We start from the raw sequence: 13237 nt of genomic DNA, 5'->3' as shown, positions 1-13237 counted from the left end.
AGCATGTGCGCCATCCAACGCCGCCTGCTACCAAACGTCTGGCCCTCAGCCCAGACCCGTGACAGGTGTCTGTGAGCTACCGGCGTTACTTCTTTTTGCGATTGACGCCGCGCTTAGCCTTCTTCCGTTGGCTCGCCAACAGGCGCTGAGCTGCGAATCGCTTACCCATGGCGGTCCAAATGGCTGCCAGACTTTCGGTAGCAGCCAAAGTATTGGCGTGATCATCGCCGAGTGTTCGGCGGTGGCGGTTGCGCACTTCTTCAACTAGCTTGGCGGCTTCCGGATAGCGACGGAGTTTATACAGCGTGATGGCGAGGCCGTGGGCGCTTCGAAGGGTGTCGGGGTGGTCGTCGCCGAGGATATTCCGCTGACGCCGGAGGGTGTCCTCGTGTAGGCGGCGGCCCTCGTCACTCTGGCCGAGGTCTCTCAACACGTTAGCGAGCATGCCGGCGGCGCGAAGGGTTGAGGGGTGGTCGTCGCCGAGGACGTTCCGCCGACGCCCGAGAGTGTCCTCGATCATGCGGCGGGCCTCGTCAAATCGGCCGAGATCTCTTGAGAAGACGGCGAGGCTGTGGGCACTCTCAAGGGTGTCGGGGTGGTCGTCGCCGAGGATATTTCGCCGACGCCGGAGAGTGTCCTCGATCATGCGGCGGCTCTCGTCACGTTGATCGAGAGCCCTCAGGATGGTGGCGAGGCCGTGGGCGGATTGAAGGGTTGAGGGGTGGTCGTCGCCGAGGGTGTTCCGCCGGCGCCGGAGGGTGTCCTCGACCATGCGATGGGCCTCATTACGTTCGCCGAGCTCGTACACAGTCATGGCGAGGCCGTGGGCGGTTTCAAGGGTGTCGGGGTGGTCGTCGCCGAGGATATTCCGCCGACGCCAGAGAGTGTCCTCTAGTAGGCGGCGGGCCTCTTCATACTCCTGGGAGTGGTTCAGGGCGATGGCCAGGTTCTGGGCGGATTGAAGGGTGTGTGGGTGGTCGTCGCCGAGAACGTTCCCCCGACGCCGGAGGGTCTCCTCGTACATTTGGCGCACTTCTGCAGTCTTCCCCAACCTCGATTTAGTGGCGGCTAGGTCGTTAGCGGCTTGAAGGGTGTCGGGATGGTCATCACCGAGAATGCGTCGGCGACGAGCAAAAGTGTCTTGTACCAGGGGCAGAGCTCCAGCGATGTCTCCAACGTCGGCCGTGGCGTGACCGAAGTACTGCATGAGGTTGAGGGTGTCGGGGTGGTCCTGTCCCAACTCGCTGGCCCACACATTGCGCACGGATGCGGTAAGGCTGTGTGCGCTGCGTGGCTGACCGCTCCGGATGAAGAAGAGAGCGGCCTTGAGCAGGGTCGGTCGCAGGTCGGGACGCTCGGCGAGGATGACGTGTTCGGCAGTGAGGTGTGAGGCCAGAGAGGCCCAGGCGGGCCACGTGTCTGGGGTTTCAGGAGCGCCTGGGTCAGTGCTGCTGAGGATGGTAGCGACGTCGCTCCGGATTCTTGCAGCCTCCTCGGAATTGGTCTGGTCGCGGAGGACGGCCTGGGTCAGGCGGTGGATCTGGAAGGTCTCGTGGTCAATGCGGGCAAGGCCGAAACGGCTGAGAGGCTGTAGGGCCGCGTGTGGCCACATGAGATCGCCCGGATCACCGGGAATTGTGGCTAGCTGTGGGCGAACACCCTCTAGCCAGCTAGTCGGTATCGGGTCGGGTCCAAAAAAAGCACCGAGACGTAACAGAGCTGCGGCGTCGGAGTGCTTGTTCTCAAGGCCGGTGGTGGCGATACCGACCGTGGCGGCCAACGAGGCCGGGTAACCGGGAGCATCGCCTTCTTTGAGAATCCGTGCAGTGTTGGTCGTGAGGAGCTGGCGGTAGCGGCTGATGGTCATGCCGCTACCGATGACGCCCGCAGCTTGGGCAAGGGCTAGGGGAAGGTCGCCGACATCCCCAGCAAGGAGGTCCGCCTCCTCAGGTGTGATGCTCGGAATTTGGGTTCTTAGATAGGAGACGGAGTCCGAGCGGCCGAAGACGTCCAAGCCTGTCTGGTGGGCGATGCCACGCCAGTCAGGGTTGCGCGACGTGATCAGGATGTGGCCGGATCCCTCCGGTAGCCAGGAGTCGATCTGATCAGGATTCTCCGCATTGTCGAGAATGATGAGCCATCGCTCTTGAGCGCGCAGGTGCTGAAGGAGGGCACGGGCGTTGTGCTCGGAGCCAGCCTCTGGTTTTGCGATGCCGAGACGCTCGGCTAGTTCGATGTAGTGGACGGGTACCTGGTCGGCCTGTTCGGCGTCGATCCACCACACTAGGTCGTACTGGCTGGCGAACCGGTGGGCATACTCCAGAGCGATCTGGGTCTTGCCGATGCCGCCCATCCCGTGCAACGCCCGTATTACAGCTTGCTGCCCGCTTAGCAGGCCGTCGCGGAGCTGGTTTATCTCAGCCTCACGACCGGAGAAGTCCGGGTTACGGCGGCGCACGTTCCATACTTCGGGCTGTCCGGTGCTGCTGGGGAGTCGGGGCTTTGTGTTGTTTGCGACCTCAGCCACGCCAGTCGGCGGCGAGGCGCCCGGGAAAAGCGGTGAAGTGACCGGGCGGATCCCGCCGTTGACTGCCTCACGCAGGGCAGCGACGGCGGCTTGTTCGTCCAAACCATGGAGATCCTTGCGGAGCTTTGCGGCTAGGAGAGGCGGGACGTCAGCAGTGGCGATGGGTTCGAGGGCTAGAGGGATGATTCGTTCCCTGCGAGCGATGGTCGCGGTCCACTCCTCCTGAGTCCAACGCTCGAGGTCGAAGTAGGACCTGGAGAAGAGGGCCACAACGGCGTCTGCCCGGTTGAGGGCCTGGTCCATGTGCTGGACGAAGTCGTCCCCGGTGCGCCAGTCCCACACATCGAGTGTGACCCGGTGCCCAGCCTGTTCCAGGTGCCAACTCACCCATTCTGCCCAGTCTCGGTCCACACCTGCGTAGCTGATGAAGAACTGCTGCATGGCGTAGTCGGTCATCTCGACACCCCCCGCGTCACCACGTGCTGTCGTGCCGTGTCGCCGCAATGATCCCGCGTATAGCGTGGGTGCGACAGGAGAATGGCAAGGTCGCCACAAGGGGCTACAGGGGGATTGTGATGAGGCGAGGCCCGAGGAGCGTCGATGTGACGTTGAAGCTACCGCTGATCGAGATTGCCGGCACTTGGGAACCGAATGACGCGGAACGCAGAGCAGCCTGGGAGCTCTACGTGGAGCTGGTCACCCGCGTCTCCGTGGTGCCCTTGCGGGACGACGAAGGGTCACTAAGAGAGGCACTGACGAGCCTGTACTCGCTCTTCGCTAGCACCCGTGAAATCTTGCGACAGTACGGTCCGGAGATCGCTGAGCCCAAGCGCGACGGCCAGTACAACTTTGGCTACTTGGCAGTAGCAATGCTCAACTACGGCGTCCGCCCATTGCTAGCGCGCTGGCACCCCGCGCTGGAAGACTGGGAAACTCGTCGAACGTCCGATCGCTCCCGACGGGACCATGAACGGGCCTGGTCCGAGGCAAACTCGCTTCGCGCTGCTCTGGACGACACCCGACAGGCGCTCACCGCCTATGCGGACCTCCTCGCCACCGCCTGCGGCGTCCCGAATCTTCTAGGGGCTGTACCCCCCGCACGCCCCTGACCACAAACCGGGGAATGTCGAGAGAGTGTGAGAGGTCGGTATGTGGGAGGAAGCGCGGCTGTTCGCCCTCCCGCCCGAGCGTGTCGAATCGCCACTCGCCGGGCGCCCGTACGACCTGCGACACGCATGCATCACGCGGTGGCTGAATGCCGGGGTCCCGATCGCTGAGGTTGCCCGGCGCGTCGGCAACTCGCCAGAGGTCATCCACCGCCGGTACCACGGCTGTATCGACGGGCACGAGGAAGCCGCCAACGCGAAGATCACAAAGGCCCTGGAGGACGAGGGCGACGGGTCCTAGCGACACGATGCATGTCCGGTCAGGCCCTGCGCGCTAGTGCCGCGTCAGGCAACGTTTGCGATGTTCGTCGTTGACCCTGAGCCGACGGTAGGTGACGTGGCACCGTGTATCGAAGTCGAGCGTTATGGGCGCCGTCCCGTTGCGAACCTGAACGCCCCGAGCGCCGAATCGGTCGCGCGCTCGGTCTGCGGTCTGGTTCGCATCACGACGGTGTTGAGTAGGTGGGATCGGGCGCCGATGAGAAATGGCGCCGACAGTCGTCTAAGTACGGTCCAGTGAAAACGCGCTGCGCGCATCAAGGGAGAGCAACGAGATGAGACCACTTCGATACTCGATCAACGTCACGCTCGATGGCTGCTGCCATCACGAGGCAGGGCTCCCCCCGGACGAGGAGTCGATGCGCTACTGGACCGCTGAGATGGAGCGAGCTGATGCCCTGCTATTCGGCCGGGTGACCTACGAGATGATGGAGTCGGCGTGGCGGAAGCCGGCCACGGACACGTGGCCTGACTGGATGGATGAGTGGCAGATCCCGTTCGCCGAGACCATCGACCGGGCGAAGAAGTACGTCGTGTCGAGCACGCTGAGCGGGGTCGATTGGAATGCCGAGCTGGTGCGAGGCGACTTGGGGCAAGCGGTTCAGCGGCTCAAGCAGGAGTCAGGTGAGGGCCTGTGGGTGGGTGGCGTGACGCTCCCCCTGGCGTTGGCAGATCTGGGACTGATCGACGAGTACGAGTTCCTTGTGCAGCCGGTCCTTGCCGGACACGGGCCGACATTGCTCGCCGGTCTGCGCGAGCGCATCCAGCTCCAGCCCGTGGACCGCCATGAGTTCCGGTCGGGGGCGGTCGCCCTGCGATACCGGCCCACGCGAGTTACGGCTTGACGTGATTTATCCTGGGATGTTGGCCGCTCCCTCGCGACGGAACGACGGCTCGGGGTCGCGTTGGCCGCGCTGGCCGTGCCCCCGAACGCGCGGACATATCGACGGGGGACATCGCCCCGAGGTGCCGGTAGCGGACAGGGCAAACGTTGCCTGACGTGGCACTAGCTCAGGCGGGGAACAGGACTTTTTGTGCGGTCATCCGGAATGCTGTGCCAGCCTCTTTGGCGGTCATTACGTACTGCTCGATGCCTGCTAACAGCTCCTGAGGGGGATCGCCACCTGCCTCGACGATCAGGTGCCACTGTCTTGTGTCGAGTGCTACTCGATCAACTGCACGAGACAGAGCCTCCGCAGGGGCTATCAGAGTGTCTGGTCCAACCAGGGGGATGCGCGCTCGGCAATGGACAACCGAGCCGTTGGCGTCCGTCAATGCATCCAGTAGCTCGGGAGCAGCTTCGCTTTTCGTCAACTTTAGACGCGTTTTGTACCAGACATTCACAAAAGTTGCATGGGCTTCAACTAGTGCAAAGTAGGCGTTCCGGCGCTCCTGCCAGTGTGCTTTGCGGTGCTCGACCCTTTCCTGGTCCTGCACCTGGTGTCTGAGTGACCTTGCTGTGACGAAAGCTCCAACTACGGCGCCTCCCAGGCCTGTCGCTCCGGCGATGGCTCCAGCCCAGACGGCGGCATCTCCCTGATCCATGGCGCGCGTATTCCCACTTCATCCGCGTTGCTGGACGAGCGGGTCATGTGTATCGCAGATAGTGCGAAATCAGTGAGAGACAACGAGAGAGAGCGGGAGTCAGTGAGACTGACTCCCGCTCTCTCATGTCGGCATCCGCACAGGTCAGAGCATGATTCTTGCTGGCTGACTGGCGAGTGCCCCCGGCAGGATTCGAACCTGCGCACACGGCTCCGGAGGCCGTTGCTCTATCCCCTGAGCTACGGGGGCGTGTCGGGCGCTTTGTGCGGCGACGGGTAGAACCCTACCAGCTCTTTTGGGGGTGACGGGCATGGGTTTCGGTGGGGGTGGGGCGGGGTGTTGTCGGGGGAGTGGCGGGTTCCGGGCGGGGTTGGAAGAGGGGCGTCCGCAGGGGGTGGAAGTGGGGAAAACCCGGACGCGGCGGTGGGTGCGGACCTACTCTCAAGTTGTGCCAGGCGCGTCGGGTCGGGTGCTTGTTGTGGACGACAACAAGGTCATCCGGCAGCTGATCAGGGTCAATCTCGAGCTGGAGGGTTTCGAGGTCGTGACCGCGGCCGATGGTGCCGAATGCCTGGACGTCGTGCATCAGGTGCGGCCCGATGTGGTGACACTCGATGTAGTCATGCCTCGGCTGGACGGATTGCGCACCGCCGCTCGGCTTCGGGCCGATCCGCGGACCCGGAATCTTCCCCTCGCCATCGTCAGTGCCTGCACTCAGTACGAGGTCGAGAGCGGACTCGATGTGGGGGTCGACGCATTCCTCGCCAAGCCCTTCGAGCCCGCCGAACTCGTAGGGCTCGTACGGCAGTTGATGGAGCGTCGAGGGAGCGGCGGTGGCGGCAGTGGCAGTGTTGCCAGCGGCGCCAGTGGTGTCGGCGCTGGTGGTGATGGGGGCGACGCCGGGTCGTCGTTCCTCGGCACCTTCGGTGCCGAGGAGGCCGAGAGAGCCGAGCGCGCCGGACGTACCGGTCACTGACGGGCTACCCGCTGACTGGCCTGCCCGTCGCTCACGAACCGCCACTCACACCCCACCGACCGACGCCGGCGCGCACCACCAACGTCGCCGCCCGGTCGCCCACCTCCGCACACCTCACCGACGAGGCGTCCCCGCCACGAATCCGCCTCCCACCCCCGTCCACATCCCGGACCCACCCCCAAACCGACTCGCCTACCCACCCCCCTCCTCCCCTAGGCTTGTCCCGTGACCCCCGTCGAGCTCTCCCGTACCGTGCTGCGCGCGGTGCGTTGTGCCGTGGATGAGGGGGAACTGAGCGTGGCGGTGCCGGAACGGGCCGTGGTGACCTCTCCCGGGCCCGGCGGGTGTGGGGACTACGCCACGAACATCGCGTTGCAGCTGGCGCGTCCGGCCGGGCGGGCGCCGCGGCAGGTTGCCGAGATCCTGCGGACGCACCTCAGGGGCGCGGCCGGTGTCAGCGAGGTCGCGATCACCGGACCCGGATTTCTGAACATCAGCCTCAATCGAGAAGCCACCCAAGAAGTCGCCCGGACGCTCGTGTCCGAGATCCTCAAGCAAAGCAGCCGGTACGGGTACGCACACGAAGGCGGCGACACCCTCGCCGGGCACGTCATCGCACTCCGCGTCCCCCGCGACACCCGTGCCGAGGTCCTCGCCGACACCCTCGTACGGATCATCGCCACCCAGGGCGGCTGCGCCGAGGTCCATCACGACGAACCCGTCGATCTCCGCCCCGTGCCCGCCCCCGAGGACCCCGCCCCCCTCGGCCACGACGCCGCCCGCTGGGCCCTCCTCCACCCCGCGCCCCACGACCGGCCCAGGATCACCGCGGACCATCTCGTCCAGCGTGAGAGCAACCCCCTCTTCCGCGTCCGGTACGCCCACGCCCGTACCCGGGCCCTCAGCCGCAATGCCGCCGCGCTCGGCTTCGACAGTGCCCCCGGCGACGTATCCGAAGCGCAGGACCTCCTCGCCCCCCTTGCCGAATACCCCCGCGTCCTCAGCGCCGCCGCCACCCACCGCGCCCCCGACCGGCTTGCCCGGCATCTCGTCACCACCGCCGACGCCCTTCTCGACTTCCAGCACACGGTGCTGCCGGTCGGTGACGAGAAACCCTCGGCCGCCCACCGTGCCCGGCTCGCGCTCGCCGAAGCCGCCGGGACGGTGCTGGCCGGTGGCCTGTCCCTGCTCGGCATCAGTGCACCCGAACATCTCTGAAACAGCAGACGACACCGCAGACGACACCGCAGATGACACAGCAGAAAGCCCACAGACATGAGCCGTTCCGCACACCCCGCCGGGCCCCGTCACGCCGATGTTCTGACCGAGGGGCACTACACCGCCCCGCCCGCCGACCTCAATGCCCTCGACCCGAAGGTCTGGGCCCACACCGTCAGCCGTAACGAAGACGGGGTCGTCAGCGTCGGTGGCATCGATGTGGCCACGCTCGCCGAGGAGTTCGGCACCCCCGCGTACTTCATGGACGAGGCCGACTTCCGGGCGCGGGCGCGTTCCTGGCGTACCGCCTTCGGTCACGACGCCGACGTCTTCTACGCCGGGAAGGCGTTCCTGTCCCGGGCCGTCGTGCGCTGGCTGTACGAAGAGGGGCTCAACCTGGATGTGTGTTCCGGTGGTGAGCTCACCACTGCCCTCTCCGCCGGTATGCCCGCCGACCGCATCGCCTTCCACGGCAACAACAAGTCCACCGAAGAGATCACCAAGGCTGTCGAGAGCGGTGTCGGACGTATCGTCCTCGACTCCTTCCAGGAGATCGTCCGCGTCGCCCACATCGCGCAGTCCCTCGGCAAGCGGCAGCGCGTGCAGATCCGGGTGACTGTGGGTGTGGAGGCACACACGCACGAGTTCATCGCGACCGCGCACGAGGACCAGAAGTTCGGGATCGCGCTCGCCGACGGGCAGGCCGCGGAGGCCGTACGGCGGGCTCTCGCCCTCGACGGGCTCGAAGTCGTCGGGATCCACAGCCACATCGGGTCGCAGATCTTCGACATGGCCGGCTTCGAGGTCGCCGCCCGTCGCGTGGTGGCGCTGCTCGCCGCCGTCCGCGACGAGCACGGTGTCGAGCTCCCGGAGATCGACCTCGGTGGCGGCCTCGGTATCGCGTACACCAGCGAGGACGACCCGCGCGATCCGCACGAGATCGCCAAGGCGCTGAACGAGATCGTCACCCGTGAGTGCGAGGCCGCCAAGCTGCGGACGCCTCGGATCTCGGTGGAGCCCGGGCGCGCCATCGTGGGCCCGACCGCCTTCACTCTCTACGAGGTCGGCACCATCAAGCCGCTCGACGGGCTCCGGACGTACGTCTCCGTGGACGGAGGCATGTCCGACAACATCCGGACCGCTCTCTACGACGCCGAGTACAGCGTCGCTCTCGTTTCTCGTGCGAGTGACGCCGAGCCCATGCTCGTGCGCGTCGTCGGCAAGCACTGCGAGAGCGGCGACATCGTCGTACGTGATGCCTTCCTGCCCGCCGACCTCGCGCCCGGCGACCTCATCGCCGTGCCCGCCACCGGCGCCTACTGCCGTTCCATGGCCAGCAATTACAACCACGCACTCCGCCCGCCGGTCGTCGCAGTGAACGACGGCGAGGCCCGGGTGATCGTCCGCCGCGAGACGGAGGAAGACCTGCTTCGCCTCGACGTCGGCTGAGTCTCACCGGTGGAAGATCTCCGGTCTTCCACCCCGCTGAAAATGAAATAGCCGTCTCACGATCCGGACGAGGGGCAGAAACTCCCGTCCGGTGAGTGAGACTGGTCCCACCGTGACGGTAAGAGGAAACGAGGTCGGATGATGCGTACGCGTCCGCTGAAGGTGGCGCTGCTGGGCTGTGGGGTTGTCGGCTCAGAGGTGGCGCGCATCATGACGACGCACGCCGACGACCTCGCCGCCAGGATCGGGGCCCCGATCGAGCTGGCCGGCGTCGCCGTCCGCCGCCCCGCCAAGGTCCGTGAGGGCATCGACCCCGACCTGGTCACCACCGACGCCACCGCGCTCGTCAAACGCGGGGACATCGACGTCGTCGTCGAGGTCATCGGCGGCATCGAGCCCGCTCGTACGCTCATCACCACGGCCTTCGAGCACGGAGCCTCCGTGGTCTCCGCCAACAAGGCGCTCCTCGCGCAGGACGGCGCCGCGCTGCACGCCGCCGCCCAGGAGCACAAGCGGGACCTCTACTACGAGGCCGCCGTCGCCGGTGCCATCCCGCTCATCCGGCCGCTGCGCGAGTCCCTCGCCGGCGACAAGATCAACCGCGTGATGGGCATCGTCAACGGAACCACCAACTTCATCCTCGACAAGATGGACTCGACGGGCGCCGGGTATCAGGAAGCCCTCGACGAGGCCACCGCGCTGGGATACGCCGAGGCCGACCCCACCGCCGACGTCGAGGGCTTCGACGCCGCCGCCAAGGCCGCGATCCTCGCCGGAATCTCCTTCCACACGCGCGTGCGCCTCGACGACGTGTACCGCGAGGGCATGACCGAGGTCACCGCCTCCGACTTCGCCTCGGCGAAGGCGATGGGCTGCACCATCAAGCTGCTCGCCATCTGCGAGCGGGCCGCGGACGGCGGGTCCGTCACCGCGCGCGTGCATCCCGCGATGATTCCGCTGAGCCATCCGCTCGCCTCCGTGCGCGGCGCGTACAACGCCGTCTTCGTGGAGTCGGACGCCGCGGGCCAGCTCATGTTCTACGGGCCGGGTGCCGGTGGTGCGCCGACCGCGTCCGCCGTGCTCGGCGACCTCGTGGCCGTCTGTCGCAACAAGCTGAACGGCTCGACGGGGCCCGGCGACTCCGCGTACGCGCAGTTGCCCGTCTCGCCCATGGGCGAGGTCGTCACGCGGTACCACATCAGCCTCGACGTGGCCGACAAACCGGGTGTTCTCGCCCAGGTGGCCACTGTTTTCGCCGAGCACGGGGTGTCCATCGATACCGTGCGTCAGCAAGGCCGACAAGACGGAGGCGGCGATGCCTCCCTCGTCGTCGTCACCCATCGTGCGTCCGACGCGTCCCTCAACGGGACCGTCGAGGCGCTGCGCAGTCTCGACACCGTGCGGGGTGTCGCCAGCATCATGCGGGTTGAAGGAGAGTAACCAGCAATGACCCACCAGTGGCGCGGAATCATCGAGGAGTACCGGGACCGGCTGCCGGTATCCGACAGCACGCCGGTCATTACGCTCCGTGAGGGCGGTACGCCGCTCGTGCCCGCGCAGGTGCTCTCCGAGCGCACCGGGTGCGAGGTCCACCTCAAGGTGGAGGGTGCCAACCCGACCGGATCCTTCAAGGACCGCGGTATGACCATGGCCATCACGAGGGCCAAGGAGGAGGGCGCGAAGGCTGTCATCTGCGCCTCCACCGGCAACACGTCCGCGAGCGCCGCGGCCTATGCCGTACGCGCCGGGATGGTCTGTGCCGTTCTCGTGCCGCAGGGCAAGATCGCGATCGGCAAGATGGGCCAGGCCCTCGTGCACGGCGCGAAGATCCTCCAGGTCGACGGAAACTTCGACGACTGCCTGACGCTGGCGCGCGCGCTGTCCGACAACTACCCGGTGGCGCTGGTCAATTCGGTCAACCCGGTACGCATCGAGGGCCAGAAGACCGCCGCGTTCGAGATCGTGGACATGCTCGGCGACGCGCCCGACATCCACGTCCTGCCGGTGGGCAACGCGGGCAACATCACCGCGTACTGGAAGGGGTACAAGGAGTACGCCGCCGACGGCATCGCCAAGAGGACCCCGCGCATGTGGGGTTTCCAGGCCTCCGGTTCCGCCCCGATCGTGCGCGGCGAGATCGTCAAGGACCCGTCGACCATCGCCACCGCGATCCGCATCGGCAACCCGGCGTCCTGGCAGTACGCGCTGGCCGCCCGGGACGAATCCGGCGGCTTCATCGACGAGGTGACGGACCGTGAGATCCTGCGCGCCTACCGGCTGTTGGCCGCGCAGGAGGGCGTTTTCGTCGAGCCCGCGTCCGCCGCGTCCGTCGCCGGTCTGCTGAAGGCCGCCGAGCAGGGCAAGGTCGACCCGGGCCAGAAGATCGTCTGCACGGTCACCGGAAACGGGCTCAAGGACCCCGACTGGGCCGTCGCGGGAGCCCCGCAGCCGGTGACCGTCCCGGTGGACGCCGTCGCGGCCGCGGAGCGCCTCGGCCTGGCGTAGTCGGCGAACACCCGGCACAGGCACGCCTGTAGAGGTACAACCGACGCGGGTACACCCGACGGGGGGTGCACGGGGGGCTTACGACACGCATCGTGCGCCTCCTGTGCGCCCTATGTCGCCACAGAACCTGTCTTCGATAGGCTGTACTGAACCCGCCCGCCGCATATGCCGCGGTGCCGCCCTCGTTGCGGCCTTCGGGTATTGACGTACCCGTCAGGTTCGTATCGCCAGTCGTCCCAGGTCGCAACGCAACTCGTCCCACGTTCGTATCGCCAAGTCTTCGAGAATCTCGTACATCACGCAGCTCAAGGAGAGTCATCGAGCGATGGCCGGTCCAGCCTTCCGCGCCGCCGCCGTCCGGGTGCGCGTCCCCGCCACCAGCGCCAACCTCGGGCCGGGCTTCGACGCCTTCGGCCTGTCACTGGGGCTGTACGACGACGTGGTCGTCCGGGTGGCCGACGCCGGGCTGCACATCGACATCGCGGGTGAGGGCAGCGAGACGCTGCCGCGCGACGAGAATCATCTCCTCGTACGTTCCCTGCGCACCGCCTTCGATCTGCTGGGCGGACAGCCGCGCGGCCTCGAGATCGTCTGCGCCAACCGCATCCCGCACGGGCGGGGACTCGGCTCCTCGTCGGCCGCCATCTGCGCCGGCATCGTCGCCGCGCGGGCGGTGACCATAGGCGGGGACGCCAAACTCGACGACACCGCCCTTCTGGAGCTCGCCACCGAGATCGAGGGGCACCCCGACAATGTCGCGGCCTGTCTGCTCGGCGGATTCACGCTCTCCTGGATGGAGACCGGTGCTGCGCGGGCGATCAGGATGGACGCCGCCGATTCCATCGTTCCGGTGGTTTTCGTACCGGGAAAGCCGGTTCTCACCGAGACCGCACGCGGACTGCTTCCGCGCACCGTGCCGCATGTCGACGCCGCCGCCAACGCGGGCCGCGCCGCACTGCTCGTCGAGGCCCTCACCCGGCGCCCCGAGCTGCTGCTGCCCGCCACCGAGGACCGGCTGCACCAGGACTACCGCGCCCCGGCCATGCCCGAGAGCATCGCGCTGGTGGAGCGGCTGCGGGGCGACGGTATCCCCGCGGTGATCTCCGGCGCGGGCCCCACGGTGCTGGCCCTCGCCGACGCGGCGACGGCCGACAAAATCGCCGACCTCGCAGGTCAGGGGTGGGCCGCCAATCGACTGGACCTCGATGCCACGGGGGCGAGCGTGCTGCCGCTCGCACCCTCCGGCGTCAATTAGAAGCGTGCGGTTGCCGGATTTCGAGAGGGGGAATGTTTGTTGGATCCGGTAGTGTTAATCTCAAGTCTGCACCCGACCTCACCATGGCGAGGTGCTTCGCGTCCCCGTCCGGGACACCCATTCTTCCGGGAGCCTCCCAAGCTGCTTTGTGCCATGCATTGGGTGCTATGTGCTGAGCAGTGTTGAGCACGCTCCGGAACCGGCGTGACCGTGCCGATGTCACCGCAATTCAGTGCCACGGCTCCGGAATCGTCATCACCAGTTATTTCTTCCGCCGCGTTGGCGGACCACCGCCCCGGCACGGTCCATACAAAAAG

10 protein-coding genes, 1 tRNA gene and 1 pseudogene are annotated in these 13237 nt (G+C 66.6%); 9 read left to right on the top strand and 3 right to left on the bottom strand.

Annotated features, from left to right (window positions below):
* Window positions 1-85: 85 nt before the first annotated feature.
* Entirely contained in the window at window positions 86-2983 is a 2898-nt protein-coding gene (gene fxsT / locus OG246_RS00610) for an FxSxx-COOH system tetratricopeptide repeat protein (protein ID WP_266454261.1), read from the bottom strand.
* Window positions 2984-3129: 146 nt separating this feature from the next.
* On the opposite strand from fxsT, the gene OG246_RS00605 reads away from it, so the two are divergent.
* The 3 genes and pseudogenes from OG246_RS00605 (at window position 3130) to OG246_RS00595 (ending at window position 4817) form a co-directional block, all read left to right on the top strand.
* Window positions 3130-3636: a hypothetical protein gene (locus OG246_RS00605; protein WP_266454259.1), complete on the top strand. Its 507-nt coding sequence runs from the start codon at window positions 3130-3132 to the stop codon at window positions 3634-3636.
* 40 nt (window positions 3637-3676) lie between these two features.
* Window positions 3677-3934: pseudogene (locus OG246_RS00600) on the top strand (site-specific integrase); the annotation flags it as partial.
* Window positions 3935-4247: 313 nt separating this feature from the next.
* Window positions 4248-4817 carry a dihydrofolate reductase family protein gene (locus tag OG246_RS00595; RefSeq protein WP_266454257.1) on the top strand — a complete coding sequence of 190 codons (570 nt, stop codon included), beginning with the start codon at window positions 4248-4250 and terminating at the stop codon, window positions 4815-4817.
* Window positions 4818-4983: 166 nt separating this feature from the next.
* Here the strand turns inward: OG246_RS00595 and OG246_RS00590 are convergent, their stop codons facing one another.
* Together OG246_RS00590 and OG246_RS00585 are read right to left on the bottom strand one after the other, a co-directional pair.
* Window positions 4984-5409 (bottom strand): hypothetical protein, encoded by a 426-nt coding sequence (locus tag OG246_RS00590; protein ID WP_266454255.1) that lies wholly within the window; start codon window positions 5407-5409, stop codon window positions 4984-4986.
* Window positions 5410-5694: 285 nt separating this feature from the next.
* Window positions 5695-5766, bottom strand: a tRNA-Arg gene (locus tag OG246_RS00585).
* 199 nt (window positions 5767-5965) lie between these two features.
* Here OG246_RS00585 and OG246_RS00580 point away from each other — a divergent pair.
* The 6 genes from OG246_RS00580 to thrB all read left to right on the top strand — a co-directional run bounded on the left by OG246_RS00580 (window position 5966) and on the right by thrB (window position 12920).
* Window positions 5966-6493, top strand: a complete 528-nt coding sequence (locus OG246_RS00580; RefSeq protein WP_266454253.1) for a response regulator — start codon at window positions 5966-5968, stop codon at window positions 6491-6493.
* A 225-nt stretch (window positions 6494-6718) separates the two neighbouring features.
* Window positions 6719-7711, top strand: a complete 993-nt coding sequence (nrtL, locus tag OG246_RS00575; RefSeq protein WP_266454251.1) for an ArgS-related anticodon-binding protein NrtL — start codon at window positions 6719-6721, stop codon at window positions 7709-7711.
* 57 nt (window positions 7712-7768) lie between these two features.
* On the top strand, window positions 7769-9160 hold the full coding sequence (gene lysA, locus OG246_RS00570; protein ID WP_266454249.1) for a diaminopimelate decarboxylase: 1392 nt from the start codon (window positions 7769-7771) through the stop codon (window positions 9158-9160).
* Window positions 9161-9301: 141 nt separating this feature from the next.
* Window positions 9302-10600: a homoserine dehydrogenase gene (locus OG246_RS00565; RefSeq protein ID WP_266463723.1), complete on the top strand. Its 1299-nt coding sequence runs from the start codon at window positions 9302-9304 to the stop codon at window positions 10598-10600.
* 6 nt (window positions 10601-10606) lie between these two features.
* Window positions 10607-11665, top strand: coding sequence for a threonine synthase (gene thrC, locus OG246_RS00560; RefSeq protein ID WP_266454247.1), 1059 nt, complete (start codon window positions 10607-10609; stop codon window positions 11663-11665).
* A gap of 325 nt (window positions 11666-11990) precedes the next feature.
* Entirely contained in the window at window positions 11991-12920 is a 930-nt protein-coding gene (gene thrB / locus OG246_RS00555) for a homoserine kinase (protein ID WP_266454245.1), read from the top strand.
* Window positions 12921-13237 lie beyond the last annotated feature (317 nt).

The sequence above is a fragment of the Streptomyces sp. NBC_00620 genome (assembly GCF_026341825.1).
In the GTDB taxonomy this organism is placed as follows: Bacteria; Actinomycetota; Actinomycetes; order Streptomycetales; family Streptomycetaceae; genus Streptomyces.
The sequence above is the reverse complement of the archived record's forward strand: the minus strand, read 5'-3'. Positions and strand labels throughout refer to the sequence as shown.